Origin of the sequence: Citricoccus sp. NR2 (genome assembly GCF_027594385.1) — a bacterium.
Classification (GTDB): domain Bacteria; phylum Actinomycetota; class Actinomycetes; order Actinomycetales; family Micrococcaceae; genus CmP2.
On the sequence record NZ_CP115154.1, the window covers coordinates 387,954 to 414,062 of the forward strand.

Annotated in this window: 22 protein-coding genes; 12 read left to right on the forward strand and 10 right to left on the reverse strand. The window is 64.4% G+C overall.

Translation table 11 applies throughout. The annotated features are described in order from the left end of the window. Nucleotides 1–4 precede the first annotated feature (4 nt). Nucleotides 5–946 carry a GlxA family transcriptional regulator gene (locus O1A05_RS01810; protein ID WP_264701732.1) on the reverse strand — a complete coding sequence of 314 codons (942 nt, stop codon included), beginning with the start codon at nucleotides 944–946 and terminating at the stop codon, nucleotides 5–7. Between the two features lie 107 nt (nucleotides 947–1,053). Here O1A05_RS01810 and O1A05_RS01815 point away from each other — a divergent pair, with 107 nt between their 5' ends. Further along, the gene (locus O1A05_RS01815; RefSeq protein WP_270106395.1) at nucleotides 1,054–1,365 is read left to right on the forward strand and encodes a putative quinol monooxygenase; all 312 of its coding nucleotides are present in this window, start codon (nucleotides 1,054–1,056) and stop codon (nucleotides 1,363–1,365) included. 632 nt (nucleotides 1,366–1,997) lie between these two features. After that, nucleotides 1,998–3,323 (forward strand): ISL3-like element ISPfr2 family transposase, encoded by a 1,326-nt coding sequence (locus O1A05_RS01820; RefSeq protein WP_270106396.1) that lies wholly within the window; start codon nucleotides 1,998–2,000, stop codon nucleotides 3,321–3,323. A gap of 404 nt (nucleotides 3,324–3,727) precedes the next feature. Here O1A05_RS01820 and O1A05_RS01825 read toward each other — a convergent pair whose 3' ends face one another. Further along, nucleotides 3,728–5,728 carry a tannase/feruloyl esterase family alpha/beta hydrolase gene (locus tag O1A05_RS01825; protein ID WP_270106397.1) on the reverse strand — a complete coding sequence of 667 codons (2,001 nt, stop codon included), beginning with the start codon at nucleotides 5,726–5,728 and terminating at the stop codon, nucleotides 3,728–3,730. 494 nt (nucleotides 5,729–6,222) lie between these two features. On the opposite strand from O1A05_RS01825, the gene O1A05_RS01830 reads away from it, so the two are divergent. Together O1A05_RS01830 and O1A05_RS01835 are read left to right on the forward strand one after the other, a co-directional pair. Next, on the forward strand, nucleotides 6,223–7,707 hold the full coding sequence (locus O1A05_RS01830) for a phytoene desaturase family protein (RefSeq protein ID WP_270106398.1): 1,485 nt from the start codon (nucleotides 6,223–6,225) through the stop codon (nucleotides 7,705–7,707). A gap of 130 nt (nucleotides 7,708–7,837) precedes the next feature. After that, complete coding sequence (locus tag O1A05_RS01835; RefSeq protein ID WP_442867653.1) at nucleotides 7,838–9,229, forward strand: short-chain fatty acid transporter; 1,392 nt, start codon at nucleotides 7,838–7,840, stop codon at nucleotides 9,227–9,229. Here the strand turns inward: O1A05_RS01835 and O1A05_RS01840 are convergent, their stop codons facing one another. Beyond that, nucleotides 9,230–10,027, reverse strand: a complete 798-nt coding sequence (locus O1A05_RS01840; RefSeq protein ID WP_270106399.1) for a carbon-nitrogen hydrolase family protein — start codon at nucleotides 10,025–10,027, stop codon at nucleotides 9,230–9,232. It lies immediately after the preceding gene. 178 nt (nucleotides 10,028–10,205) lie between these two features. Between O1A05_RS01840 and O1A05_RS01845 the strand changes: the two genes are divergently transcribed. Together O1A05_RS01845 and O1A05_RS01850 are read left to right on the forward strand one after the other, a co-directional pair. Next, a complete protein-coding gene (locus O1A05_RS01845) occupies nucleotides 10,206–10,460 on the forward strand; it encodes a sunset domain-containing protein (RefSeq protein WP_270106400.1) in 255 nt (84 codons plus the stop codon). Nucleotides 10,461–10,576: 116 nt separating this feature from the next. Beyond that, the gene (locus O1A05_RS01850) at nucleotides 10,577–11,917 is read left to right on the forward strand and encodes an MFS transporter (protein ID WP_270106401.1); all 1,341 of its coding nucleotides are present in this window, start codon (nucleotides 10,577–10,579) and stop codon (nucleotides 11,915–11,917) included. 15 nt (nucleotides 11,918–11,932) lie between these two features. On the opposite strand, the gene O1A05_RS01855 is transcribed toward O1A05_RS01850, so the two are convergent. The 6 genes from O1A05_RS01855 to O1A05_RS01880 all read right to left on the reverse strand — a co-directional run bounded on the left by O1A05_RS01855 (nucleotide 11,933) and on the right by O1A05_RS01880 (nucleotide 19,780). Further along, nucleotides 11,933–12,709: a cyclase family protein gene (locus O1A05_RS01855; RefSeq protein ID WP_270106402.1), complete on the reverse strand. Its 777-nt coding sequence runs from the start codon at nucleotides 12,707–12,709 to the stop codon at nucleotides 11,933–11,935. 46 nt (nucleotides 12,710–12,755) lie between these two features. After that, entirely contained in the window at nucleotides 12,756–14,396 is a 1,641-nt protein-coding gene (locus O1A05_RS01860) for a thiamine pyrophosphate-binding protein (RefSeq protein WP_270106403.1), read from the reverse strand. Between the two features lie 56 nt (nucleotides 14,397–14,452). Beyond that, nucleotides 14,453–15,748 carry an adenylosuccinate synthase gene (locus O1A05_RS01865; RefSeq protein ID WP_270106404.1) on the reverse strand — a complete coding sequence of 432 codons (1,296 nt, stop codon included), beginning with the start codon at nucleotides 15,746–15,748 and terminating at the stop codon, nucleotides 14,453–14,455. Between the two features lie 138 nt (nucleotides 15,749–15,886). Continuing rightward, complete coding sequence (locus tag O1A05_RS01870; RefSeq protein ID WP_270106405.1) at nucleotides 15,887–18,349, reverse strand: helix-turn-helix transcriptional regulator; 2,463 nt, start codon at nucleotides 18,347–18,349, stop codon at nucleotides 15,887–15,889. Between the two features lie 129 nt (nucleotides 18,350–18,478). Further along, nucleotides 18,479–18,784, reverse strand: a complete 306-nt coding sequence (gene catC / locus O1A05_RS01875) for a muconolactone Delta-isomerase (protein ID WP_270106406.1) — start codon at nucleotides 18,782–18,784, stop codon at nucleotides 18,479–18,481. Between the two features lie 75 nt (nucleotides 18,785–18,859). Beyond that, nucleotides 18,860–19,780 (reverse strand): LysR family transcriptional regulator, encoded by a 921-nt coding sequence (locus tag O1A05_RS01880; protein ID WP_270106407.1) that lies wholly within the window; start codon nucleotides 19,778–19,780, stop codon nucleotides 18,860–18,862. Between the two features lie 220 nt (nucleotides 19,781–20,000). Between O1A05_RS01880 and O1A05_RS01885 the strand changes: the two genes are divergently transcribed. The 6 genes from O1A05_RS01885 to O1A05_RS01910 are packed head-to-tail and all read left to right on the forward strand — an operon-like array spanning nucleotide 20,001 to nucleotide 24,443. Further along, nucleotides 20,001–20,981: a cyclase family protein gene (locus O1A05_RS01885; RefSeq protein WP_270106408.1), complete on the forward strand. Its 981-nt coding sequence runs from the start codon at nucleotides 20,001–20,003 to the stop codon at nucleotides 20,979–20,981. Between the two features lie 55 nt (nucleotides 20,982–21,036). Then, nucleotides 21,037–21,750: an SDR family NAD(P)-dependent oxidoreductase gene (locus tag O1A05_RS01890; RefSeq protein WP_270106409.1), complete on the forward strand. Its 714-nt coding sequence runs from the start codon at nucleotides 21,037–21,039 to the stop codon at nucleotides 21,748–21,750. Beyond that, nucleotides 21,743–22,705, forward strand: a complete 963-nt coding sequence (locus tag O1A05_RS01895; protein WP_270106410.1) for a 3-hydroxyacyl-CoA dehydrogenase — start codon at nucleotides 21,743–21,745, stop codon at nucleotides 22,703–22,705. Before O1A05_RS01890 ends, O1A05_RS01895 begins: the two co-directional genes overlap by 8 nt. Further along, the gene (locus O1A05_RS01900; protein WP_270106411.1) at nucleotides 22,702–23,241 is read left to right on the forward strand and encodes a TIGR00366 family protein; all 540 of its coding nucleotides are present in this window, start codon (nucleotides 22,702–22,704) and stop codon (nucleotides 23,239–23,241) included. Before O1A05_RS01895 ends, O1A05_RS01900 begins: the two co-directional genes overlap by 4 nt. Continuing rightward, on the forward strand, nucleotides 23,132–24,091 hold the full coding sequence (locus tag O1A05_RS01905) for a TIGR00366 family protein (protein ID WP_270106412.1): 960 nt from the start codon (nucleotides 23,132–23,134) through the stop codon (nucleotides 24,089–24,091). Before O1A05_RS01900 ends, O1A05_RS01905 begins: the two co-directional genes overlap by 110 nt. A 52-nt stretch (nucleotides 24,092–24,143) precedes the next feature. After that, nucleotides 24,144–24,443, forward strand: a complete 300-nt coding sequence (locus O1A05_RS01910; protein ID WP_270106413.1) for a YciI family protein — start codon at nucleotides 24,144–24,146, stop codon at nucleotides 24,441–24,443. Between the two features lie 89 nt (nucleotides 24,444–24,532). Here O1A05_RS01910 and O1A05_RS01915 read toward each other — a convergent pair whose 3' ends face one another. After that, nucleotides 24,533–26,080, reverse strand: coding sequence for an SLC13 family permease (locus O1A05_RS01915; RefSeq protein ID WP_270106414.1), 1,548 nt, complete (start codon nucleotides 26,078–26,080; stop codon nucleotides 24,533–24,535). Nucleotides 26,081–26,109 lie beyond the last annotated feature (29 nt).

A 26,109-nucleotide genomic window follows, 5' to 3' on the forward strand; every position in this document is an offset into this window, starting at 1 on the left:
TAGGTCAGGAACGGCGTCGCTCCCTACGCAGGAGGGAGCGCAGAGTCTCGGCGTTCGCGTAGCCGACTCGTAACGCGATCTCGGCGGAGGTGAGGTCCGTGGTTGCTGAGAGGTGCCGAGCTCGTTCGATGCGAAGCCGTTGGACGAAGCCGAGCGGAGTGAGGTTGAGTGCCGCACGGACTCGTCGTTCGAGGGTGCGCCGGCTGGTGCCAAGTGACTGCGCGACGAAGGCGACGTTGAACGGTTCGTCCAGGCGGGCGCGCACGAAGCGTTCGAACTCGACGACGATCGGGTCCTCGTGCCGGAGATGTTCGTAGGCGACGAAGGCCGCCTGCGACGGGCGCTCGTCGATGATGAGAAGCTTGGCGACATGTTGGGCCAGGTCGGGGCTGATCGATCGCACGAGTGAGAGCGCGAGGTCGATGTGGGCGAACGCGGCGCCGGCGGTGACGAGGTTCCCGTCGGCCACGACCATGGTGTCGAGATCGAGGGCGACGGTCGGATAGCGCTTCAGGAACTCCGGCCCCAGGAACCAGCTGGTCGTCGCCCGCCGATGATGCATCCGTCCGGTCTCGGCGACAGCGAACACGCCGGTGCACGCCGCGGCGATCCGGGTGGTCGCCTCGTCGAGGCGCCCGAGCGAGGCGATGACCGAACGAGCATCTCGGCTCTGGAGGGCGTCGTTGGTAGCGGCGGCCGTAAGGGTTCCAAGCGCAGGGACGACGACCACGTCGAACTCTCCGGACTCCGACAGCGGGTGGTCCACCGACAGGGTCATCGATGACGTCGTGGTCACTCGCCGTTTCGGTCCGAGGATGGCGAGTTCGATCGGGTCGATCCGCGGGTCGACATCGCCGCGGGCTCCGTCGGCCACCCGCACGATGTCGATGATCGACGCGATAGCCGAACCGAAGCAGCCGTCGATCGCGATCAGTCCTATACGCATGACGTAAACAATAGCAATACTGCCGTATACGCCACTCCCCACCGGCCCTCGCTCGTTATACGCTGAACTCGTCCCACGAAGAACCCCGACACCTAGGAGAGTCCCTCATGTCAACACCCGCATCACTTCCGTATGCCTTCGTCGCCAAGATCGTCGCGGCCGATGGACAGCACGACGCGCTCGCCGATCTGCTCGCCGGCGCTGTCGCACTCGCCAACGAAGAAGTAGGAACGATTGTCTGGTTCGCGGTCAGGACCCACGCCGACACCTTCTGGATCTTCGATGCTTTCCCCGACGAGGCCGCTCGCGACGCCCACGCCAACGGCGCCATCGTCGCAGCCCTGACGGCCAACCAGCACCTCCTCAGCGCAGCACCCGAGATCCTGGCGGCCGACGTCCTCGCGTCCAAGCTCCCGTAGTCCGCCAACGCACGAGACGATCGCGCCCCGCCGAGCCGTCGCCAGGTCGCGACGCAACGCCATGCTGCGTTGCCGAGCGGTGCGAGGCCTATCGGCACACGGACAGGATGCCGGCCGCGAGCGCTCAGCCGGCGAAGGGTCCGTCGCAGAGGAGAGCGACGTCGGTGTCGGGCAGAGGCGTGAGGCCAGCGCATCGCGCGACCACCAGAACCGAACAGCCCCTGCCCTGCGTTTCCGCAGGTCAGGGGCTGTTCGCCGGAGCCGCCTGTCGGAATCAAACCGACGACCTCATCACGTCGGCTTTGCGTCTATCGCTTGATGCGCCCACTGGGCGAACGAGCCGCTGACCTGCGCAAACGCCGAGCGTGGGGGACGCCGCCATCCGGTGGTGACCGACGACGACCGACCAGTACCGACCGTTTCACCGGAGCTTGCGGCGGCGTCGAAGCCGAGCAAGCTCCATTCCTTTAGCTCACCGCGCCCTCCTCCTCGCCGGTCCCGTCGTCGTCGAAGACGTTTCAGGGGTCTTCTCAGATGAGGGTGTAGGTCGGCCGAGCGCGTCGGTCCGCAGGTAGACGTCGAGGTCTCCCGACGATGGAGGTTCCTACGCCATCCATCCGAAAGACCTCGACGTGTCCGACGCTACCCCGTCGGCCGGCTTCGGCCGCCCTGACCTGACCGCCTTCGCTCGACTCGACGGCCTCGGCCTGAGCGTGACCGGACAACGACTTGAACCGGATCGTGCGGTCCTCGCGTGCCGCGTGGTGGAACCAGATCAGTGGTGCCGACGGTGCGGCAGCGAAGGCACTGCTCGTGACACCGTGATCCGGCGGTTGGCCCACGAGCCGCTGGGCTGGCGACCGACCGTGCTGGAAGTTGTAGTGCGCCGGCACCGCTGTGCCGACTGCGGACACGTGTGGCGCCAAGACACCAGCGCCGCGGCGGAGCCACGCGCGAAGCTCTCGCGCACCGGGCTGCGGTGGGCGCTGGAAGGGATCGTGGTCGCACACCTCACCGTCGCCCGTGTCGCCGAGGGACTCGGGGTCGCGTGGGACACCGCCAACAACGCGGTCCTGGCTGAAGGCAAGCGGCTGCTGATCAACGACCCCACGCGGTTTGAGGGCGTGAAGGTCATTGGCGTCGATGAGCACGTCTGGCGCCACACCAGGCGTGGCGACAAGTACGTCACCGTGATCATCGACCTCACCCCGGTCCGCGATGGCGCCGGCCCAGCAATGCTGCTGGACATGGTCGAGGGCCGGTCGAAGGCGGCGTTCAAGACCTGGCTCGCCGACCGCGACGACGCCTTCCGTGACGCGGTCGAGGTGGTCGCGATGGACGGCTTCACCGGATTCAAGACCGCCGCTGCAGAGGAGATCCCGGACGCGGTCACGGTGATGGATCCCTTCCACGTCGTGCGCCTGGCCGGTGACGCCCTCGACAGGTGCCGGCGCCGGGTCCAACTCGCGATCCACGGGCACCGTGGGTTCAGGGACGACCCGCTCTACAAGTCGCGGCGCACGCTGCACACCGGCGCGGACCTGCTCACCGACAAGCAGAGCGACAGGCTACGCGCGCTGTTCGTTGATGACGCTCACGACGAGGTCGAGGCGACCTGGGGTATCTACCAGCGCATGATCGCCGCCTATCGCCACGAGGACCGGCAACGTGGCCGCGAGCTCATGGAGAAGCTGATCACCGACCTCAGCCCCGGCGTCCCCAAGGTGCTCACCGAGCTCACCACCCTGGGCCGGACCCTGAAGAAGCGAGCCGCTGACGTGCTCGCCTACTTCGAACGACCCGGCACCAGCAACGGGCCGACCGAGGCGCTCAACGGACGGCTCGAACACCTGCGCGGCTCCGCACTCGGGTTCCGCAACCTGACCAACTACATCGCCCGAAGCCTGCTCGAGACCGGCGGCTTCAGACCCCAACTCCTACACCCCCGATTGGGATGAGCCAGTATAGGGGCTCCACCCGATCCACGGTGGGCCAGAGCTGCTCCGCAAAGACTCCGAGCTAGTCGCTGACACTTCCCTCGGCTAACCAGAGATCGGCAAGGTGTTCGGCGGGGTCGAAGGAGTGGACTGAATCAGTGAAGTAGCAGACAACCATGCGGTTAAGTAGCCCGGCAGCATCGATACATTCCGATTGATCACGAAACTCGATCTCGGGGTGCACACCCGGCGGGGAGCAACGGGCCCAGACATGACTGCGGGCCGTTGATGATTTCTCATCAACGACCCGCAGTACTCACTCACACCTTGGAAGAGGCGACTCCAGTCTAAAAACACTAAGGTGTGCACAGGCTGATGTAGGGCTGGGACGGACGTCAGAAAATCTGGCGAGTCCCCTGGACGCCTCAGCCGGCATGGTGCCCGTGGCGGCGCCTCCGCAGGATCAGGATCGCCGCACCGACCACCAGCAGCAGGACCGCGAGCGCCGTCATCATCAGTGCGCCGCTGGATCCGGTGGCAGCCAGATCGCCGCGGTCCGAAGCGGACACGTCATCAGCGTCGGGGTCCGTGGCGGAGGGCTCCCCTGGATCACTCGGCGCCGTCGAAGGGGCCTCGGTCGGTGTCGGCGTCTCCGTCGGATCGTCAGTGGGAACCGACGAGGCCGAATCCCTCGGGTCGGTCGGTTCGGCTGAATCAGTCGGGCTAGGCTCAGCTGTCGCGGTTGGGCTCGGCTCGGGATCGACCGGCGCCTGGGCCGCACAGCTGAAGCTGTCGGCGGATTCGACGTCGCCGTCGACATAGTAGGCCACCTCGGGGTAGGCACACAACGGGCGGCTGCGCTCGGTGGACCAGTCGGCCGGCAGCGAGGCGTTTCCGGGGTTGACCCAGGCCGCCAGCTGCTCCGGACGGTTTTCTTCCTCAACCCAGGAGATCAGGGCGGCCAGCGAGTTGTGCTGATCGGTGGAGGGTCCGCCACTGACATGAGCCATTCCTGGGACCTCGAAGTAGCGGATCGCCTCGGCGGCGTCGCCGGTGAGCCCCTCGTACCAGTCAGCGGTGTCCTGCATGGAGAACACTCCGTCGGAAGCGCCGTGCATGACGATCATCTTGCCGCCCTGCTCCACCAGATCCTGATAGGTGAGATCGGGCGGCGTCATGTACTCCATCGCGCTTTCCTGATAGATGCCGTCGCTGGCGTAGAGGGAGTCGTTCACGGCGTCGATATCCAGCCCCGCGACGAACTCCGTCAGCTGGGAGAGCTCTGGTGCGTAGGGCGGCGTCGTGAAGAGATACCCGACAGCGGCAGAATCCAAAGCGATGGGTGCCTGGAACTTCCAGAAGCCCCAGTCAGGGTCGGCCAGGCCGGGGTCATACGGGAAGGACGAGTAGATCGGGTCACCGGTGGAGGTGGTGGCACCGGCGAAGACCGTGGTGACGACCGCTTTCTGCTCGTCGGTCAGGCAGGTGCCGTCGCGATCGGCTTCACAGGTGGGCACATGCTCGCTGACCGAGAAGGTGTCCTGGCAGTCTGATTGCGCCTGGACCATGCCGTCGGCGAGCCCGTCGAGGTCGTCGCACTGTTCCAGGATGGCCCCGGCGAGCAGTTCGCGCTCTTCCGTGGTGAGCGCGGTGGCCAGGTCGGCTTCGTCGGTGGCCACGGTGATCCACTGTTGCGCACCCCAGATCTGGGCGGTAGCCGCTTGGGGCAGATTGAAACCGGGCGCGATGGCGAGGAAACCGTCGTAGTCCTCGGCGTAGCGGGAGGCGGCTACCATGGCGTGCCGGCCGCCGTTGGACCCGCCGCCGAAGTAGGAGTAGGCCGGGGCCTCACCGTAGGCGTCCTCGATGAGCTGCTTGGCCATCGGGGTTAGGGTGCCGACGGCTTGATACCCGTAGTCGAGACGTGCCTGCGGGTCGATTCCGAAGGTCGGGTTTTGGGAGCCATCGTGTCCGGCATCGGAACTGATCACGGCCATGCCGAGCTGCAGGGCGCTTTCGCTGCCGCCCACAGCGCCGAGCGCGGTGGTGACCGCGCCGTCGAGTCCGCCGTTGGCCTGGTAGAAGTACCGGCCGTTCCAGTCTTGCGGTAGGCGCATCTCGAAACCGATGGCGTAGGTTTCACCGTCGACGTCGCTGACGCGCTCATTCATCCGCCCGGTGACGAGGCAGTGCGCCCCCACGGGGTCGCCACGATGCGCGAGTTCACCGGCGGCGACCTCTTCGACCGTGTCGATGGCGGTGTTCTCGAATTCGAACTCGACCAGAGCGGCGCAATCCAGATCGGTGGTAGGAGCGTTGTCGGTGGGGGCGGCGCCGACGGGAGACAAAGCTGCGGCGGAAATGATGCCCGTCAGGCCCGCGGCGAGAAGCCAGCGAAGGCGTCGAGGGCGTGCAGAGAATGGCATGGCGAATCTTCCTTCTACAGGAGCGAACGAGTGCCACCACGCCCGGGGGCCTTGTGAGCCGCATCACAAGCGGGTAACGGTCGCCATGTTACTCAGGCCTCTTGATTCGGTCAATAATTTGCAGTGACAACGATCAGCGCAGAAGATGCCTTGGCACAAGCCGCCACTTAAAGGAATGGGCCCCGGTCTCGACTGCGTGAGGGGAACGCATCTTGTCGAGGCCGGGGCCCCTGTCATCACTCGCACCTTGATGAGGTACTTCCAGCCTAAGGACTAGAGAAGCCAAGCGCCAGGGGTTAACCTGAAAGATCCCTGTGAATTTTACTTAGGGCGCCCTAAGCGCTATTTAGCAAATACATGTTTCCTTAATAACCTGTGCATAAACAAGGCTCTGACCTGGAGCGATGCCGTGGCGTCGAGAGATGGCCTTCCGCCCTTGAGTCGCACCGTGCGCTCTCACCCTCCCCTCACGTCCAGCGGATAGAGTCGTGGACGTGAACACTTCATCTCACCCCCCCGGCCGCGTCAACGTGGTGGGATCCGGCCCGAACGGACTCACCGCCGGCGCCCTGTTGGCGCGCGCAGGATGGGACGTGCAGATCTTTGAGCGGGCCCCCCACCCCGGTGGCGCAGCGGCGTCGACGACGTCGATCTTTGGCGACGGCGTGGTGGTGGACCAGGGTGCGGCCGGGCATCCCTTCGGCGTCGCGAGCCCCGCTTTCCGTGAACTGGAGCTGACGAATCACGGCCTGGAATGGGTGCACCCCGAGTTCCCGATGGCACACCCGCTACCAGATGCACCCGCCGCACTGCTGCGGCAGAACCTCAACGCGACGGCGTCGGGGCTGGGCGAGGACAAGAATGCGTGGACGCGGCTACACCGCGGACTGACCGAGCACATCGGCGATCACGTGGAGAATCTGCTGGCGCCGACGCTGGGCTGGCCGGCACATCCGCTGCGGTTGGCCGGGTTCGGCCCGCTGGCGCTGCCGCCGGCGACGGTGACCGCTTCGATGTTCCGTACCCCGGCAGCCAAGGCGCTCTTCATGGGGTCCGCGGCGCACGCGATCGCACCTCTGCAGCATCCGTTCACCAGCGCGTTCGGCGCCCTGTTCGGCGCACTGGGGATGACCTCGGGCTGGCCGGTGGCCCGCGGCGGCACCGGCGCGGTGGTGGATGCGCTGGTGCGAGTACTCGAGACGCACGGCGCCCGACTGCACCTGGATACCCCGGTATCGGATCTGCGCGAGCTACCGCCGGCGGACGCCGTCGTGCTGAATCTGACCCCGGGGCAGGTCATGGAATTAGGCGGCCTCCCCGATCGCGGGCTCAGCCGCGGCACCCGCCGTCGTCTTTCCAGCTGGCGCTACGGCACCGCCGCCTACAAACTCGACTTACTGCTGAACGGGCCGTTGCCGTGGCGGGATGAGCGTGTGGCCGGAGCTGGCACCGTGCATGTGGTGGGCAGCCCGGAGGACCTGGTGGCTGCAGAGCGCGAAGCCGCACGCGGCCGGTTGGCGCGCCGCCCCTTCGTGATGGTGTGCCAACAGCAGGGCGCCGATCCGACGCGGATGCCGTCCGGAGCCCGGGCCGGCCAGACTGTTGTCTGGACTTACGCCCACGTGCCACACGGTTACCGCGAGCAACGCCCGGGTGAAGTGGCCGAGCTGATTCTCGACCAGCTCGAGCGTTTCGCCCCCGGCACCCGCGACCGCGTTGTGGCCCAGCATGAGGTGAGCCCGGCCCAGCTCGAGGCGTGGAACCCAAACCTAGTGGGCGGGGATATCGCAGGTGGCTCCATGACCGGGCTCCAGGCCCTCCTGCGCCCGGGATTCACCGCAGACCCGCACCGGCTCGGCGAGATACCGGGCGGGCCGCGACTCTACCTCGCTTCGTCGTCCACTCCTCCGGGTGCCGGCGTCCACGGGATGCCCGGACTGTGGGCCTCCCGTGCGGTGCTGGCCGATCACACCAACTAACTCAGTCGATACACGCGGCCCCTGGGGCGATAACCTGGTCAATGCCCGATCACTGTGATTCCATGAGGTGCATCACACACACCATCGGACGGCACACCACGCCGTCCGCCGCACCGCAGGAGGATCCCCCATGCCCACCGCTGAGACGGGCCCCAGCACCACGACCACCCGTAAAGAAGGCACCATCATCTCGCGGGCCATGCGCCCCATCAATCACGTCGTCGAGCGCTTCATCCCCTCGGCGCTGGTGTTCTCCATTCTGCTGACCTTCATCGTCGCGATTCTGGCGCTGATCCTCACCGATACGGCACCCGGAGACCTGGTGGTGTATTGGGGCGACGGCCTGGCCGGACTGCTGGATTTCATTACCCAGATGGCGCTGATCTTGTTGCTGGGCCACATTCTGGCCAACACCGGACCGGTGCGCCGAGGACTGGCGTTTTTGGGTAGCGTTCCACGCACCGAGCTGACCGCTTATGTGTTCGTGTTCTTCGTGGCGGCCGTCGCCAGCCTCATCACCTGGGGACTGGGCCTGGTGGTTGGTGGATTGCTGGCACGTGAAGTCGCCTACCAGGGCCGCGAGCGCGGGCTGCAGCTGCACTTCCCCATGCTGGTGGCTGCCGGGTTCGCCGGGTTCGTTGTCTGGCACATGGGTTACTCCGCTTCGGGCCCGTTGACGGCGGCGACCGAGGGCTCGTTCCTGCAGGAGTCGCTGGGCGGAACCCCACTGCCGATCACCGAGACGGTGTTTTCGCTGTGGAACATCATCGCCGCCGTGGTGACCGTGCTGGTGGTGGGCCTAGCGCTGTATCTGGTGGCCCCACGCAAGGGCGACAAGATCAATCAGCTCTCCGTGGATGCCCGCGAAGCCATTGAAGACGGGCAGGAAGAAGTGGTCACCCCGGCCGACCGCCTGGACGCTAGCCGCATCGTGACCCTGCTGCTGGGGCTGATGCTGGTGGCCTACCTGGCACTGCATTTCGCTGGCGGCGGTACCCTCACCCTGAACACCGTGAACTGGTCGTTCCTGGCGCTGATTCTGCTGCTGGTGCGCAACCCCTTCGAGCTGATCCACCTGACGAAGAACGCGGCGTCGAATGTGGGCGAAATTCTGTTGCAGTTCCCGCTGTACGCGGGGATCCTGGGGCTGATGGTCGGCTCCGGATTGGTGCAGATCTTCTCGGATATGTTCGTGCAGATCTCGACGCCGACCACGTTCGGTGTGCTCGCATTCCTCTCCGCCGGGCTGGTGAACTTCTTCGTGCCCTCCGGTGGGGGCCAGTTCGCCGTACAGGGGCCGATCATGCTCTCTGCGGGCGCCGAGCTGGGCGTGGATCCGGCCATCACCGTGATGGCGGTGTCTTACGGCGACCAGTGGACGAACATGATCCAGCCGTTCTGGGCCATCCCGTTGCTGGCGATCGCCGGACTGAAGATGCGCGACATCCTGGGCTACACCACCATTGTGCTGATCGCCTCCGGGGTGGTGTTCGGGGCCACGCTATTCATCGTGTCCCTGTAATCAGGAGCGCAGGTCCTCGACGTCGGTGCGGCGGTTCTCCAGCAATGGCAGGAATTCCCGCACCTCGTCGAGGCGCTCCCGGTCCACCTCGGCGGTGGCGATGGCCTCGGTCTCCTCATCAAGGGTGGCCACGGGCAGTGCCAACGGGTCAACGATGCCCGAGTACCCGATGGTGTTGTTGCTGCAGGTTCCGGCAGCCACGACCCACACGGTGTTCTCGACGGCGCGCGCCTTGAGCAGGGTCTTCCAGTGGTCGATCTTGTGATCGCCTTTGAACCAGGCGGCCGGCACCAACAGCGCGTCAGCTCCACGCACCGCCAACGCCCTGGCCATCTCGGGGAAGCGCAGGTCGTAACAGGTCATCAGCCCGAAACGCAGCCCACCCAGCTCGACCACAGTCACCCCGGCGTCCCCGGGGGTAATTCGGTCGGATTCCTTGTGTTTGAACGCGTCGTAGAGGTGCAGCTTGCGGTAGGTGCCGGCAATTCGGCCGTCGGCGCCCAAAGCGACCAGCGTGTTAAAGGGCCGCTCGGAGTCGGAGGGCTCATAACCTCCGGCGACCAGCGCGATATCGAGCTCGGCGGCAATCTCGCCGAGCCCTGAGACGAAGAGCGACCAGCCCCCGGCCACGGCTTCCTCCAGCGGGCCATCCACGTGGCGCACCGTGAACATCGACTCTTCCGGCAGCACCAGCAGCTCGGCGTCGTCGTCCACCGCGCGCTCGGCCAGGGATCGGATCGTCGCCAAATTTTCGGCCACGACGCCGGTGGGGCTGAACTGTCCAACACTGATGCGCATGCTGCTCCTCGGATCGTCGATGTCAGTCCTACTCTATCCACCTCGACGTCCAGCACGGCACCCCTGTCGACTGCGGTCCACGTCGTCAGGGGGTGCCTTAAAGGTGCTGATTCAACAGTTGAACCCGATTGCTCTGATGATCTGATCATGACTTACTCCTCACCTCGTCTCCAGCGCGTTGTGGGGGCTGTGGCACTCGTGGAAGGCTGCCCCGAAGCCGGCCAAGAAGAAGGCGACGATTTCCAGCCGGATCACCGCTTCCGGCAAGAGTTGCCCGGCGAACCATCCGATCAAGGGCAACCGCCCGACCGATGGCACCGATTGGAAGTACCACGTCCCCTCGGGCGCGTTCTATTCACGAACCACCCCGGAGGAGTGCTTCAAGACGACGTCCGCCGCCGCGGCAGCCGGCTACCGCGCTTCGAAGCGCTAAGGCCCTTCGGTTCAGCCTGCTCCCGGTACAGCGGCGAATGGTCCAGCAGCTCGTGGTGGCGACATCTTCGTCTCCGGTTAATGATCAGCTCACCTTTTGCGACATACTGTCTGCTCATGACCACACCAGCGGCAACCTCTCCCCCGGCCACCAGCGAATCCAGCTGGCCAGTACCAGACCGCACCACCAACCTTGTCCTGACACTGTGCTGGGCCACCATCTTGGCCGAAGGCTATGACGTCGGCGTCTTGGGTGCGGTGATGCCCTCATTGATGGCATACGAACCGTGGGGTTTGGATCCCCTGCAGGCCGGCGCGCTAGGCTCAGCCGCCCTCTTCGGCATGATGATCGGCGCGATGATCATCGGCAGCCTCTCCGACCGTCTCGGCCGTAAGAAGATGCTCATCATTGCGGTAGCCATCTTCACCACCACGCAGCTCGGAGCCGCGCTGGCCGCCACACCCGAAATTTTCGCGCTGTTCCGCTTCCTGGGCGGGCTTGGCATGGGCGGTCTGATTCCGGTCGCCGCCGCGCTCACCATCGAATACTCGCACCCGAAGAAGCGGTCACGGAACTACGGTCTGATGTATTCCGGGTACTCACTTGGCATTCTGGTGGCGGCGCTGATCGCACTGGCCGCTGTGGAGCACCTGGGCTGGCGCTGGGTGGTGGGGTTGGGGTCCGTCCCCGTCCTGTTCATTCCGCTGCTGCTGTGGAAGTTGCCGGAATCATTGGAAACCCTGGTCGCCAAAGGCAAGCATTCCGAAGCCGCCTCTCAGGCGAAGCGACTGGGCATCGCCCCGTTCCGGGTTTCCGATTGGAGCGTGGCCACCGAGACAGGCGAGAAAGCGAACTGGAAGAAGTCCTTCTCCGTGATGTTCTCCGGCCCCTTCGCCCTGGCAACGGTCGGTTTCTGGATCGCTCTCTTCTGCGGCTTGTTGCTGGTGTACGGACTGAACACCTGGCTGCCTAACATCATGCAATCGGCCGGCTATGAGCTGGGTTCCTCACTCACGTTTCTCGCCGTGTTCTCGCTGGCTTCAGCCATTGGTGGGGTTTTCATCGGCGGCGCCGCCGACAAATGGGGCAAGAAAGTCATCCTGATGGCGTTTTACCTTCTCGGCGCACTGGGCATCCTGATGCTGATGTTCCCGAACGGCATCGTCATTAACTACCTTTTCGTGGCTGTCGCCGGCGTCGGGACCATTGCCACCTCGCTCGTGCTCACGGGCTGGGTGGCCGACTACTACCCGCCCTACGCTCGGGCTACGGCCACCGGATGGGCGCTGTCCTTCGCACGCATCGGCGCGATTGTTGGCCCGCTGTTGGGAGGCTGGATCGCCTCTCTCGAGCTGCCCTTTGAGTGGAACTTCATCGCGTTCGCCATCGTCGGGGCGATAGCTGCCCTGTTCGTCGCGATCATCCCCAGGAAGGCGAAGACTCACCAGCACGTCTGAGCTGGCTGGTCGAGGTTAGGCGTTCTCTACCAGGGCCAGCACCCGGATGGGGCTACCGGTGCCACCGGTGATCGGTAGCGGAGCCACCACGAGCATCGCACCGGTCGGCGGTAGCTGATCGAGGTTCTGCAGCGATGTGATGCCGTACTTGTCATTGCCCAAGAAGTGATAGTGCACCGGGAACGGCGGATCTAGCTCCGCACCGCGTCCGGCGTCGATACCCACGGTTTCGACACCGACGCCGGACAGCTTGGTCTCCGTGGCTAGCCACAGTGCTGCCTCGGCGGAAATTCCGGGAGTGTGAGAACCGGTCTCGTCGGCATTCAAAAAGGCTTCTTGGTCCTGAGAGTAGCGGTCCCAGCCGGTGCGCAGCAGCAGCCATCCATTCTCCGGCAGGGGTCCGTATTCGGCTTCCCAGGCTGTGACATCGTCAGTTTCGAGCAGAAAGTCGGGGTTCTCGTCCACCTGCTCGCTCACATCGATTACGACCGCGGGTCCCATCAGACGCTCGACCGGGATGGACGAGACGTCGTGTCCTTCGCGACCCGAAATCCAATGGATCGGTGCATCAAGGTGGGTGCCGATGTGCTCACCAGTGTGGATGTTGTGGTGCTTCCAGAAGGGCCCGGGATCGTTGTAGGCGCTGACCTCGTCCAGGCTGAAGTCGATGAGATTCTCGAAGGGCTCTGGGAGCCGCAACGTCGGGGTGGAGGGCGAGAGCTTGTTGGTGAGATCGATGACGCGGATGGAGCCATCGGACAGGCCAGCCATCAAGGAATTCAGTATGGTCATGACGCTTCCTCTAGGTGAAGGAGTAGGACGGTGTCGGTCGGTCGTGTCAGTGCCCTTTGAAGGCTTCCTTGAGCCACCAGGAGCCGCCATCACTAGCGATCTTCGCGTCAATCACGAAGGGACCCTGAGGGTTCGAAGCCACCCAGTGCTCGAGCGGTTTCAGATCGTCAACGGACCGAACGGTGATAGCTTCGGCTCCGAATCCGCGCGCAATGGCGGCGATGTCGGTGTCGGGGAACGTCACCGCGCCCATGTCCTGGTCCGGCCCGAAGTGATGGACTTCTGCTGAGTAGGAAGCATCGTTGTAGACCACGGTCACCAGGGGAAGACGCAGGCGAACTGCGGTCTCAAGTTCCTGAACCGACATCAGGAAACCACCGTCTCCGGTACCGAGCACGGGCATCCGTTGCGGTTGGGCCAGGGCTGCGCCGATGGCGGTGTAAAGCCCGAGACCGATGGCTTGGAACGCTTGGGTGAAGCAGAACCCAAATTCGTCGGGGACGTCGAAATACTGGCTCGGGTAGCCCATGAAGTTGCCCGAATCGATGCTGACGATCCGCTCGGCCGGAAGCATGTTGTTCACGGCTTTGCTCAGTTCGCGGGGGTCGATGGCGGAGCCGTCCTCCCCCAGGTCCTCGGTCTGCACGTCCTTCCAGCGGGCGCCGTTGCTGATCTCTTCACGGACCGCCTCAGTGCGGTAGCGGATTCCACCGTGGTCGCGCAGACGGCTCAGCAGGGCCGCGGCGGTGGCTGCGGAACTGCCGAGCACCGGGATCTGCACGGGACGGTGCGCGCCCAGAGCTGAATCTTCGATATCGATTTGGGCGACCGTCGTATCGGCTCCGATCAGGTTCCCGTGGCGCATGGTCCACATGTTCAGCGCCGATCCGAAAGCGACGATCAGATCCGCGCCGGTAATCAGGCTGGCCGTCACAGGCGACGAGAAGCCGCCGGAGATCCCCAGGTCGAAGTCATCCTCGTTGAACAGCCCTTTCGCCACCGCTCCGGTGGCCACCAGCGCGCCCACGTGGCGGGCCAGCTCGAGAATCTCGTTCTTTGCCGTCCGCCCACCGCGTCCGGCGATGAAGACGGGACGCTCGGCGCGGGCAATAGCGTCCGCGAGCGCGGTGAGCTGTACTTCCGAGGGAACGACTTCTGCCCGGGGTTCCACGGTGAGCTCGGGAACTTCGCCGACCGCTTCAGTGGCTTGCACATCCAGTGGCAAGTTGAGCACCACGGTGCGGCGCTCCCGTACCGCGGTGCGAAACGCTCGCAGAGTATCCGCAATGGCGGACTCGGGCGAATGGATGCGCTCCGGAGTGGCCGTCAGGGACCGGGTGTAGTCGCGCTGGTCCATCGCGAAATTCGAGTGAATCTGGTGCGCAGCCGTCTCCGCGGCCAACACGATCATCGGGGTGCGCGATTTCGCCGCCTCACCGATGCCCGTGCCGGCGTTGGTCAGCCCGCATCCTTGATGGACCGAAACCACCCCGACCTTACCGCTCATTCGCGAGTAGGCATCGGCCATGGTCGCCGCTCCGCCTTCGTGGCGGGTGGCGGTGAAGGGCACACCGGCAGCTCGCAGGGCGTTGGTGACGGCGAAATTGCCGCTGCCCACCACACCGAAAGCGTGCCCGACTCCCAACCGAGCCAGGAACGTCCCGACCTGTTCGGCCACTGTCACCATGTGCGCTCCGATCACGATGCTGAGACAACCGGACCAGACCGGGTGCGTGCGAAAGGTCAGCCCTCGTCGACGACGAGGTCGCGGATCTGGACCACTTCGTCACGCCCCGGGCCCACGCCGATAGCGGAGATCCGGGTGCCGGAGAGCTCCTCCAGGGCCAGCACATAGTCGCGGGCGTTCTGCGGCAGGTCCTCCAGGGTGCGGGCGCCGGAGATATCCTCGGTCCAGCCCGGGAAGGTCCGGTACACGGGCTTGGCATGGTGGAATCCGGTCTGGGTCATCGGCATCTCATCGTGGTGCACGCCGTCGACGTCGTAGCCCACACACACCGGGATCTCTTTGAGCCCGGTGAGCACATCGAGCTTGGTGAGGAAGTAGTCGGTGAAGCCGTTCACGCGGGATGCGTAGCGGGCCATCACGGCGTCGTACCAGCCGGTGCGGCGCGGGCGGCCGGTGTTCACGCCGAATTCGCCGCCATTGATGCGCAGTTGCTCACCGATCTCGTCGAAGAGCTCCGTGGGGAACGGGCCGGCACCCACACGGGTGGTGTACGCCTTGACGATGCCGATGGTGCGGGTGAAGCGGGTCGGGCCGATACCCGCCCCCACCGAGGCGCCGCCGGCGGTCGGGTTCGAGGAGGTCACAAATGGGTAGGTGCCGTGGTCGACGTCAAGGTAGGTGGCCTGACCCCCCTCCATCAGCACCAGCTCGTCGCGGTCGAGCGCGTCATTGAGCAGGATGGTGGTGTCGACCACCATGGGGCGTAGCCGCTCGGCGTAGGAGAGGAAGTATTCGGCGATCTCGTCCACGGTGATGGCGCGGCGGTTGTAGAGCTTCACCAGCAGCTCGTTCTTCTGGCGCAGCGCGCCGTCGATCTTCTGCCGGAGGATGGACTCGTCGTAGATATCCTGGACGCGAATGCCCAGTCGGGCCACCTTGTCCTGGTAGGTGGGGCCGATGCCGCGGCCGGTGGTGCCGATGGCGCGCTTGCCGAGGAACCGCTCGGTGACCTTGTCGAGGGTCTGGTGGTACGGAGCGACCAGGTGCGCGTTGGCCGAGATCCTCAGGTGGGAGCAGTCATGTCCTCGGGCTTCGAGGCCGTCGATTTCTTCGAAGAGCGCCTCGAGGTTGATCACCACACCGTTGCCGATCACCGGGGTGGCGTTCGGGGACAGGATGCCAGCGGGCAGCAGCTTCAGCTCGAACTTTTCACCGCCGACGACGACGGTATGACCGGCGTTGTTGCCGCCGTTGGGTTTGACGACGTAGTCGACACGGCCACCGAGCAGATCGGTTGCTTTACCCTTGCCTTCGTCGCCCCACTGGGCACCGACGATCGCTATTGCTGGCATTGACTATCTCTCCCTTTGGGCCGTGCGGGACGCCGGTTCGACGATCACACGGTCCTCGACATGCGAAAGCCCTCGAGACAAAAGCGCCCGAGGTCTCTCGGTACAGGATTTTACCAGTGGTGGCGGACACATGCTGGCTCACACGTAACCCCGACGTGCAGCCTCCTCCAGGGCTTCCTGCCGACTGGAGGCCCCGAGCTTGCGGTAGGCGGAAGACAGCTGCGTTTTGATGGTGTTCACGGACAGGAACATGGTCCGTGCCATTTCCGTACGGTCCATGCCCCGGGCCAGGGCCCGGATAATTTCGCGTTCGCGTTCTGTGAGCTGCGGGCGCACCTGGGGCGGGATCTCCGTGCCACGGCGGATTCCGCGCAGGCGGGCACGGCGTTCGTCATCGAAATCGAAGATGCTGGTGATGTCTTCTTCGTACGCGCCCATCACCCACAAGTACAGCGTGACGAACAGCGGCATATCGCTGGGCAGGCGCCCGTCGAGCGATTCGGCCGCATCGGTTCCGTCGGCGATGTGGTCGGCATAGGCGCGCAGGACGTCGATGGTGGTGGCGGGCAGCAGAGCATCGTCGTCGCGCATCGCGGGTCCGGGCAGGCGCATCCGGCGCACGGAATCAAAGTCGCCGAGCGCCATTTGTGCGGCGGTGCGCGCCGCGAGCATCACCGTTGCCCGGCGGGCGTCGATGTGGCGCGTGAGGTCGATGACTTTTGCGTGGGAGCCTTCCATCAGCAGGTACACCACTTCGGCGCAGTCGAGGAGCTGCGCCCAGGTGCCCTGGTCGTCTCCACGGGTAGGAGCATAATCCCGCAACAGGCGGCGGGCGCGCACCCTGTCGCCGAAAATGGATTCATAAACGACCGTGAGAAAAGCACTGAAGGGCCAGAGCTCACCGGATTGCGCGGTGGGGGCGAAGTCATCGAGCACGGCGTGCAGCCGTTCGCCGTCAAGGTCCCACAGCGCGTCGAATCCCTGAGCCAGCAACACCGCGTCGTGACCGGCCCGAGTAAAGTATCCGCCGGCCTCCTCCAAGATCAGCGCCGTGAGCGCCGCCACCATGGTTTGGCCGGGGAAGAGCATTTCCAGCGAAGACTGGACCAGCCGCAGTTGGGCCAGGCATTTCTGCCGCAGTTCGCCGAATCCCTGAGCCGCGCTGATGTGAATGGCGCGGCGGTAACAGTTCAGCGCACGCGGGCCGTCTGAGGTGAGCAGGAACGTGTATCCGAGCTGCTGCCAGATCAGGGCCAGCTCCGCGTGACGCAGCTTCGAGGAGTTTTCGGATGGCGCCGCTTCGTTCTGCAACAGCTCGGCCAGCTCGACGGCGTGCTCATGTGCCCGTTCGGCCGTGCCCGTTGTTCTGGTGACCAGCAGCATGATCAGCCGCGACAGCAGGGGCGAGATGCCCTGTCCGGCGATGTCCCGTTCCTCGGCATCGGCGCTGGCGAAAGCGGAGCGGAAACGTTCGAACACCGACTCGTCGCTCCCCGAGAAGGCTCCGGCCAGAAAGGCGCCGAGATGCTCGACATCCATGCGCGAGGCCGAGACGGACCCGTTGCTGAAGTACGTCCGGAGGTTCCCCAAGAACCGTTCCTCATCGTCGATGGCCGCAATCGCCCAGTACTCGCGGATCAGTGCGGTGCCGGTGTCTACAGCGTGCCATTCGACGGCGCGAGTGATGGCTTCGTTCCATCCGCCTCCTGCGGCCAGGGCCATCAGGGCATCATGTCGGTAGTTCATTCCCAGCTCAGGATCGACCGTTCGCATCCGACTGCGCAGCGCCTCGGCCATCATCGGGGGCATGGCCCACCAACGGCCGGAGGGCTGATCATCATGCATCGTCGTCACGTCAACGCGACGAGCCAGACCGAGATTCTCCAGCACCTGTGCCGACTCGATGCACATGTGCCTCGTCGTGCTCAGTTCCTCACAGACCGTCCGATTGAAGCGAGGAATATAGGCCAGCTGGAAAATCAGCTCACGACCGGCCAGTGGTAGCGGGCGCACCCAACGTGCCATGGCCAAAGCGCAGGCGCGCATCAACGGGAACGCTGAATAGCCTGGGTCCTCCACACGACGGCGCCAGATGCGCACCGCGGCCGGCCAACCGAGGGTGGCGTGGAAGCACTGCTGGCCGAGATCGGCACCACCCAACATCTCGGTGAGCTCAGATGCAGTGAAGTATAGCGACTCGGGGAACAGGATCACCGTGTCATCTCGCGAATAGAGCTTTTCGGAGGATTCCACCGCCACAGCGGCGATGGTCACGATGAAGGCGATGCGCGCCTTCGGCAGGGCGTCGAGCAGCTGCTCCATGTGGTGGCCGGTGATCCCGGTCTGTTGGGTGTGCAGCACGAGAGCGCCGGGATACTGATCCACGAGCGATTCTTCCACGGTCGAGCCCGTGTCTGCCAGAAATGAGACGATAGCAGGATCTTGAACATCCACCGGCTCCAGCGGTGCGCTGGCATTCAGCCATGCCTCAACCACCGGCTCGAAGTCACTGCCTTCCGGCGCATTGAGACACAGCACGCGGGCGGATGAGGATATCTCCGCCAAGACGCGCTCCACACGCAGGTCGGTCTCACGGTCCACTCAGTCAACTACTTCCGGGATTGCGCTCGGAGCAGGTGTTCTTTCCTTGGTATTGTCTCCCGCCGTAGGAACACCCTCGTGGTCCTAGAGTATTCCGTTCCCTTCAGATCTGCAGATTTGTGTCCGTCGTCATGTGGATGGTGGCGCGAAGAATTCATCCGCCGTCGCATTGGGGTGCTGTGCGAGCGGAGTCACTTGCACCTTCATATAGGGGAACATCGGGAACCCTTGGAAGATCGCGTGTAGCTCGTCGTGACCGTCGACGTCGTAGATGGAATAGTTCGCGTACTCCCCCACCACTCGCCAAATCCCTTTCATCAGGCCGCGGCGCTGCAGGTCCGCGGAGTAGCTTTTCTCCTGGGCTTGGAAATCGGCTTTGGTCTGCGCGTCCATGGATTCGGGGAAGCGCACGTCCATTCGGGCGAGAAACAGCATGGGGGGGTCCTTTCTTGGCCGTGTTCAATGGCCTGGGTCAACCGTCTGCATCACGTCGGAATCGCTGACGGGAAACTAACTACCGTCCAAGACTATGCCCGATGGTCGAGGCGGAGGCGGTTGTACTTCGGTGATGACGTCCACGACGGCGCGCGTTGCTCGCGAAGCCTGAGCCGACCACACCACCGTCGCCGCCATATAGATGGGTGTACCCTTGAGCGGCTTCAAGAGCAGTCCGGGGGTACTCACATGGGCTACGGACGACAGGGTCAGGGTCACGCCCACTCCCGCCGCTACGAGCCCCAGGATGGTGTAGGAATCTGGCGCTTCCTGCACGACTCTCGGAGTGAAACCGGCGTCACGGGCCAGCTCGAATCCCATGTCCCTCACCGTGGAGCCTCGCGTCCCGGGGAACATCACCCACGGTTCATCACGCAGTTGCGCCAGGTCGATCTCCGGCTCCTCTGCCAAAGGGTGATCCGAGGGCAATCCGACCATCACCTGCTCGTATTCAAAGAGTTGCTCTTCCAGTCCGGGATGACGCAGCGGCCGTCGCGAGAAAGCCAGCTCCAGATCGCCGGAAACCACCAGGCCCGGCCCGGAGGCGGCATAGACCATAGACCGAAACTGCAGGGAGACCCCGGGCGCTGCGCGGCGCACGGCGCGGGTGATTGACGGCAGCCACGGCCGCGATGAAGCTCCTGCATAACCGAGCCTCACCTCCCCCACCAGGGAACCGCCGCCCAAGATCGCGCTGCGCTGCACCAGCCTCATCTCTTGCACGGCGCGCTGCGCGTGAGGCAGCACGGCTTTGCCCTCCGGCGTGAGATGCACCGAGCGCGTCGTCCGCTCGATCAGCGTTGCACCACAGTCTCGTTCAAAACGGCGGACAAGCTGGCTCATCTGTGGCTGGCCGATACCCAGACGTTCGGCGGCGCGCGTGAAGTGCAGCTCCTCTGCCACCGTCACAAACGCGGTCAGTCCACGCAGGTCCATCTCCCGGTTCCCTTCTCGCCCCGATATTCATGTCTCAATCATATGAGTTCATCTCATTTACATCTTGGACAGGCGATCAATTTAAGCGTTAGATGTGCTTGTGCCCAACTCGAATGTGACACTTAACACCAGTGAGCGAGAGCCACTTCACCGTCGCTGGAAGCAACGCCCCACGCCCTCGACCTGGGGAGACTTCGGCGACGACGACACCCTCGGACGCATGAATCTACTCACAGAGCAGAAGATCTGTGAGGGTTTCGACGAAGTGCGGGAGTATCGTGCGTTCTCGCTCGGTCTGCCCTTGACCTTGCCCGGTGGCAACGAGCTGAATGCGAATCGGCTCCCGCCGGTGCATCGACCGAATCTCCGGGCCGGGCAACCGAACTCCAACTGCGAGATCGGTCAGATCACCCCGGGGGCCACCGATGTGCTCAACGACGACCTCGTCGTCCTCCACCCCCAGTACTCCACTCAGTGGGACGCCCTCGTTCACGCCGGATCGCTCTTCGACGCGGATGGCGACGGCGTGCCTGAAGCCGTGTACTACAACGGTTACCGCGCCCACAACGACGTCATCGGCGAGGATTCTCCGCAGGACTGCGGTGTGGACACCACCTCCGGTCAACCGCTGCGCTCTACCGCGGATTATGGTCCCCTCGGCATTCAGTCACTGGCCGAGAAGCCTGTCCAGGGTCGCGCCGTGATGATCGACCTAGCCGCCCACTTCGGCACCGACCACCGCGTCATCGGCTGGTCTGAGCTGTCGCAGGTGATCGAGGCGGATGGCGTGGACGTGCGGGCCGGTGACATCGTGTTGATCCACACCGGTTTTGCCGAGAATCTCGTCCGCATGAACGGCTCGCCCACCGCGGAGGGCCTGCATCAATTCGGAGCGGTGCTAGATGGCCGCGACGTAAAACTTCTGGACTGGATCACCCGCAGCGAGGTCGCGGCGATCGCCGCCGACAACAACGCCGTCGAGCTGTATCCGGCGCGCCAGGCCGAGCCACCGTTCGCCGTGCTGCCTTTGCACGAGCATTGTCTCTTCAAGCTCGGCGTCCCGTTGGCGGAGCTCTGGTATCTGACGGAGTTGGCCGACCATCTTCGATCCGTCGGACGAACCGCCTGTCTCATCACGGCACCGCCGCTGAACCTGCCGGGCGCGGCCGGATCACCGCTCAACCCCATCGCGACGGTATGACTCCCATTCCCGCGTCAAGAAATCTTTCCACACCACCCAGCAAAGGAGCTTCACGGTGACCCGTACACCTCAACCCCGGGTGCTTATCACCGGCGGTGCCAACGGCATCGGCGCCGCCATTGCACGCCGCTGCCGTGCAGACGGATATCAGCCGATCATCCTCGATCAGAGCGGTGACGACGCCATCCACGCTGATCTCTCGAACCCCGACTCCACGCGCCAGGCGTTGGCGCGTGCGCTGCAGGACGGACCGATCACCCGCCTCGTCAACAATGTCGGAGCCGTATTTCCGAACAGCCTGGAAGACCAGAGCCTCGGAGAGTTCGACGCCGCCGTCGCGCTGAACCTGCGCAGTGCCTTCCAGTGTGCCCAGGCGGTGCTCCCGGGCATGCGCGACGCCGGATTCGGGCGCATCGTGTCCATGTCGTCCCGTGCCGCGCTGGGCAAGGAACTGCGCACCGCCTACTCCGCCACGAAAGCGGGGTTGCAGGGCATGACACGCACGTGGGCACTCGAAGAGGGACGGCATGGCATCACCGTCAACGCTGTGGGTCCCGGCCCCATTGCGACCGAGCTCTTCACGCAGGCCAACCCGGAGGGCTCACCTCAGACCGACGCGATCCTGTCATCCGTGCCCGTGGGCCGGATGGGTACCCCGGAGGACGTCAGTCACGCGGTCTCGTATCTGCTCGACGATCGCTCCGGATTCGTGACAGGTCAGACACTCTACGTCTGTGGCGGGATGACCGTGGGAGCGCATCATGACTGAAGCCTCCCTGTCACCACAGATCACCGTGATCGGCGGCGGCTCCATTGGAGTGGCCTTCGCGGTGTTGTTCGCCCGGGCCGGGAACGCGGTGCGGGTCTACGAGCCGGATGCGCAGCGCCAGCAGGCGGTGCCCCTGGAGGTCGGCACCCGACTGGCCGACCTACACTCCTACGATCTGCTCACCGAACCGGCCGACGCCATTGCCGACCGCGTGCGCGTTCACGCCTCCCTCAGCGACGCCGTGGCCGACGCTGATCTGGTTCAGGAGTGCGTCCCGGAAGACGTTCAGATCAAGCGCACGCTGTTCTCCTCCCTGGCGGAGCTCACCAGGGCCGAGTGCATCATCGCGTCGTCGACGTCGTTCATTCCCTCGTCCACCTCCGCCGAACAGACCGGCGTAGAAGAACGCACGCTGGTGGCGCACCCAGGAAACCCTCCCTACGCCATCCCGGTGATCGAGCTGGTGCCGAACCCGCAGACCCGCCCGGAGATCGTCCAGCGCGCCGAAAAGATCTACCGCCAGGCGGGCATGTCCCCCGTGCGGGTCCGACAGGAAGTGGAAGGCTTCGTCTTCAACCGACTGCAGGGAGCGATCCTGCGGGAAGCTTACGCATTGGTGCGTGACGGCGTCGCCTCCGTCGAGGACATCGACACTGTCGTGCGAGACGGACTCGGCCGACGCTGGGCCTTCATGGGCCCCTTCGAGACAGTCGATTTGAATACGCGCGGCGGCATTGCCGCCCATGCCCAGAAAATGGGTCCTTTCTATGAGCGGATGGGCCGTGAACGTGGCGACACCTCGTCTTGGGATCCGGAGTTGGTGGGGCGGGTCGAGGCACAGCGACGCGAGCTGCTCGACCTACAGGACTGGGAGGACCGAGTCGCCTGGCGCGACCAACAGCTGCTGACACGACTGCAGTTCGCGGCACACCACACCTCGAAGGAGAACTCATGAGCACCATCACCCCCGTGCGGGAACAGCAACCGAAGAAGTCCGGAGTCCTCGAGCGGACGGCTGGGTTCTTCACCCAGCTGATGGACAAGTACCTGCCGGATCCGCTGGTGATCGCCGTCTTGCTCACGGTGCTCACCCTGGCGATGGCCGTCGGGTTCCAAGGAACCAGCCCCATGGACGCCATCGATTATTGGGGCAATGGTTTCTGGGATCTGCTGGCCTTCTTCACGCAGATGACCGTGGTGCTGCTCACCGGCTACATCCTGGCGAAGACGCCCGTCGTCGACCGACTCCTCAACCGGCTCACTGCAATGGTGCATTCGCCTCGCCTGGCCGTCATCACGGCAACGGTCGTCGCTCTGATCACCTCGTGGCTGAACTGGGGCTTCGGCCTCGTGATGGGGCATCGTGGCCCAGAAACTGACTATGAACGTCAAAGGCCTTCACTATCCTCTGGCCATCGCCGCCGGCTACGCCGGCTTCATCATCTACGGGACCGGCCTCTCAGGCACCATTCCGCTGACGATCGCCACTGAGGGCCATTTCCTGGAAGAGCAGATGGGCACCATCCCGATGTCGGAGACCGTGTTCTCCCCGATCGTGCTCATCACCACCGCGGTCATCTTCCTCACCCTGCCGTTCTTCAACGCGATGCTCCACCCGAAGGATCCAGCCAAGGTCAAGGAACTCGACCGTTCCACGGTGAAAGCACCCGCCGCCGCGGCACCTCAGGACGTCGCCCTGACCAAGCGCACCTTCGCCGCGACCATGAACACCACCCCCTGGGTCGGGATCGTCATCGGCCTGCTGGCCATGCTCTTCATCGTCCGCCACTTCTTCGTGCACGGCGGCGACGTCAACCTGAACACCGTGAACTTCCTCTTCCTGTTCCTGGGGTTGATGTTGTTCGCGCGCCCCTCCAAGTTCCTCGAAGCGGTCTCCGACGGCGTGAAAATCGTCTCCGGAATCATCATCCAGTACCCGTTCTATGCCGGCATCATGGGGATCCTCGTCGGTTCCGGACTGGTGGTGTCCTTCGCAAACTGGTTCGGCTCGTTCTCCACCGACTCCTCACTGCCATTCTTCTCCTTCCTCTCGGCCGGGCTCATCAACCTCTTGGCACCCTCGGGCGGCGGACAGTGGGCGGTGCAGGGTCCCGTCATGATTGAGGCCGCACAGGCGCTCGGCGCCTCCGAAGGAGCCACCGCCATGGCCGTGGCATTCGGCGACCAGTGGACCAACATGGTCCAGCCATTCTGGGTTCTGCCGGTGCTCGCGATTTCCGGGCTCAAGCTCCGTGACGTTATGGGGTACCTCGTGCTGGTGCTGCTGCTGACCGGTGCGATTTTCGCCGTCTCCGTGCTGGTCTGGGGATTCCTGCTCTGACGCCTGTGCTCCTGTCAGTCTCAGCACCACCCCCGATATCGAGAGGACACTGATGCCGTACTTCATTGAGACCTTCGACGACCCATCGCGGGCGCACGTGCGCCAGGAGGCCTACCAAGCGCACCTGGACTTCCTGGCCGCCCAGGCCGAACTACTGCTCGCGTGCGGCGCCAAGCTTGACGACGAAGAGCAGAAAACCTCCGGCGGCGTCTACCTCGTTGACTTGGAGACCCGAGCGGAGGCGGAAGCCTTCATCGCCAAGGATCCGTTCTACCAACACCACCTCTTCGCCACGGTGAACGTCACGCGCTGGCGCAAGGCCTACCTGGACGGCGCGAACTATCTGAGCTGAGTCCCCACTGCATCGCCCGTGACACAAAAGACCTCCGGCCTGGAATCATCTCGATTCCAGGCCGGAGGTCTGATGCCGTGGTCGGCCGGTCAGAGCGAAACGCCGAACACCATGGGGACCAAGGTGTACATGACTACCATGATCAAAGCCAGGGAGATCAGGTTCAACCAGAGACCAGCGCGGACCATCTGCTTGATAGTAATCTCACCAGATCCGAAGGCCACTGCGTTTGACGGAGTTGCCACCGGAAGCATGTAGGCGGAGCAGACGGCCAGCGTCACGGCGATGGTCATGAACAGTGGATCGATACCCACACCGATGGCCACGGCACCGAAAATCGGCAAGAACGCGGCGGCAGTAGCCGTATTGGACGTGAGCTCGGTGAGGATCAGGCCAACAACCATGACGGCGACGATAATCACCCACGACGGCATAGCAGTCAGACCGCTGACCTGCTCGCCGACCCACTCGCTGAACCCGGTAGTCGTGAACATGGCAGACAGTGAGAGACCGCCGCCGAAGAGCAACAGCAGCCCCCAAGGGATCTCCTTGGCCGCAGACCAGCGCAGCAGCGGGGCGCCGGTGCGGTCGTCACGACGACGCTGGGCGGGCACCATGAAGCACGCGATGGCTGCGGCCATGGCCACTTGGGCATCGTTGATAGCGCCCAGGAAGCTCACGTTATCGGCGACCCACGGGATCTCGGCGATGAAGGGCACGAAGATCCAGAAGAAGATGGCACCGGCGAAAATCCAGGCCACCCGGCGCTCGGGCGTCGTCATCGAGCCGAGCTTGGCCAGTTCGTCGCGGATCAACTCAGACCCGCCGGGCAGGGTATTGATTTCGGGACGGTAGACGATCTTGGTGAGCACGATCCAGGCGATGATCACCATCACCACGGCCCAGGGCACACCAATCAGCATCCAGGTCCCGAAGGCCATATCGAAGCCGTGAGACTCCATCAGGTACCCCTTCATCAGGGCCATGGGCGGCTGGCCGATCAAGGTGGCCGTGGAGCCGATGGTCACACCATAGGCGACACCAAGCAGCAGCGAGGCGGCGAACTTGCGTCCTGCGGCATCCGGGTCGATCGTCCGCACCAGGCTGAGGATGGACACAGCGATGGGGACCATGATGACGGCGGTGGCGGTATTGGACACCCAGGCGGAGATGAACGCGGAAGCGATCATCAACCCCAGCACAATCTGCGAGGGTTTGGTGCCCACCAGACGGATGGTCAGCAGCGCCACGCGCAGGTGCAGGTTGGATTTCTCGGTGGCCAGCCCGAGGATCACGCCACCCATCACCAGGAAGACCACAGTGTCGGCGTAAGGTGCGGCGACTTCGCCCGTCGTGGCCATGCCGAACAGCGGGAACAACACCAGCGGCAGCAGCGAGGTCACCGGGATGGGCGCGGCCTCGGTCATCCACCAGATCGCCATCCACAGGGCACAGCCGGCCACGGCACGCCCTTCGAAAGCGAGCGAGCTCGGCAGGACCAGTGCCAGCACCAGCCCTGCCACCGGGCCGAACGCGACCAGCCACCAGTTGCGTTTACTGGCGCGATCCAGCGCATCAGCCTGTTCCGGTGTGTCCGTAGCCGGAGCCGTTGACGACTCGTGAGTGCTCGTCTGCACGATGAATTCTCCTTGAGGGTGTGTGACGT

Coding starts and splice junctions, on each gene's coding strand:
- O1A05_RS01810 (WP_264701732.1), bottom strand. CDS start 946: ATGCGTATAGGACTGATCGCGATCGACGGCTGCTTCGGTTCGGCTATC.
- O1A05_RS01815 (WP_270106395.1), top strand. CDS start 1,054: ATGTCAACACCCGCATCACTTCCGTATGCCTTCGTCGCCAAGATCGTC.
- O1A05_RS01825 (WP_270106397.1), bottom strand. CDS start 5,728: ATGCCATTCTCTGCACGCCCTCGACGCCTTCGCTGGCTTCTCGCCGCG.
- O1A05_RS01835 (WP_442867653.1), top strand. CDS start 7,838: ATGCCCACCGCTGAGACGGGCCCCAGCACCACGACCACCCGTAAAGAA.
- O1A05_RS01840 (WP_270106399.1), bottom strand. CDS start 10,027: ATGCGCATCAGTGTTGGACAGTTCAGCCCCACCGGCGTCGTGGCCGAA.
- O1A05_RS01850 (WP_270106401.1), top strand. CDS start 10,577: ATGACCACACCAGCGGCAACCTCTCCCCCGGCCACCAGCGAATCCAGC.
- O1A05_RS01855 (WP_270106402.1), bottom strand. CDS start 12,709: ATGACCATACTGAATTCCTTGATGGCTGGCCTGTCCGATGGCTCCATC.
- O1A05_RS01860 (WP_270106403.1), bottom strand. CDS start 14,396: ATGGTGACAGTGGCCGAACAGGTCGGGACGTTCCTGGCTCGGTTGGGA.
- O1A05_RS01865 (WP_270106404.1), bottom strand. CDS start 15,748: ATGCCAGCAATAGCGATCGTCGGTGCCCAGTGGGGCGACGAAGGCAAG.
- catC (WP_270106406.1), bottom strand. CDS start 18,784: ATGCTGTTTCTCGCCCGAATGGACGTGCGCTTCCCCGAATCCATGGAC.
- O1A05_RS01880 (WP_270106407.1), bottom strand. CDS start 19,780: ATGGACCTGCGTGGACTGACCGCGTTTGTGACGGTGGCAGAGGAGCTG.
- O1A05_RS01885 (WP_270106408.1), top strand. CDS start 20,001: ATGAATCTACTCACAGAGCAGAAGATCTGTGAGGGTTTCGACGAAGTG.
- O1A05_RS01895 (WP_270106410.1), top strand. CDS start 21,743: ATGACTGAAGCCTCCCTGTCACCACAGATCACCGTGATCGGCGGCGGC.
- O1A05_RS01900 (WP_270106411.1), top strand. CDS start 22,702: ATGAGCACCATCACCCCCGTGCGGGAACAGCAACCGAAGAAGTCCGGA.
- O1A05_RS01905 (WP_270106412.1), top strand. CDS start 23,132: ATGAACGTCAAAGGCCTTCACTATCCTCTGGCCATCGCCGCCGGCTAC.
- O1A05_RS01910 (WP_270106413.1), top strand. CDS start 24,144: ATGCCGTACTTCATTGAGACCTTCGACGACCCATCGCGGGCGCACGTG.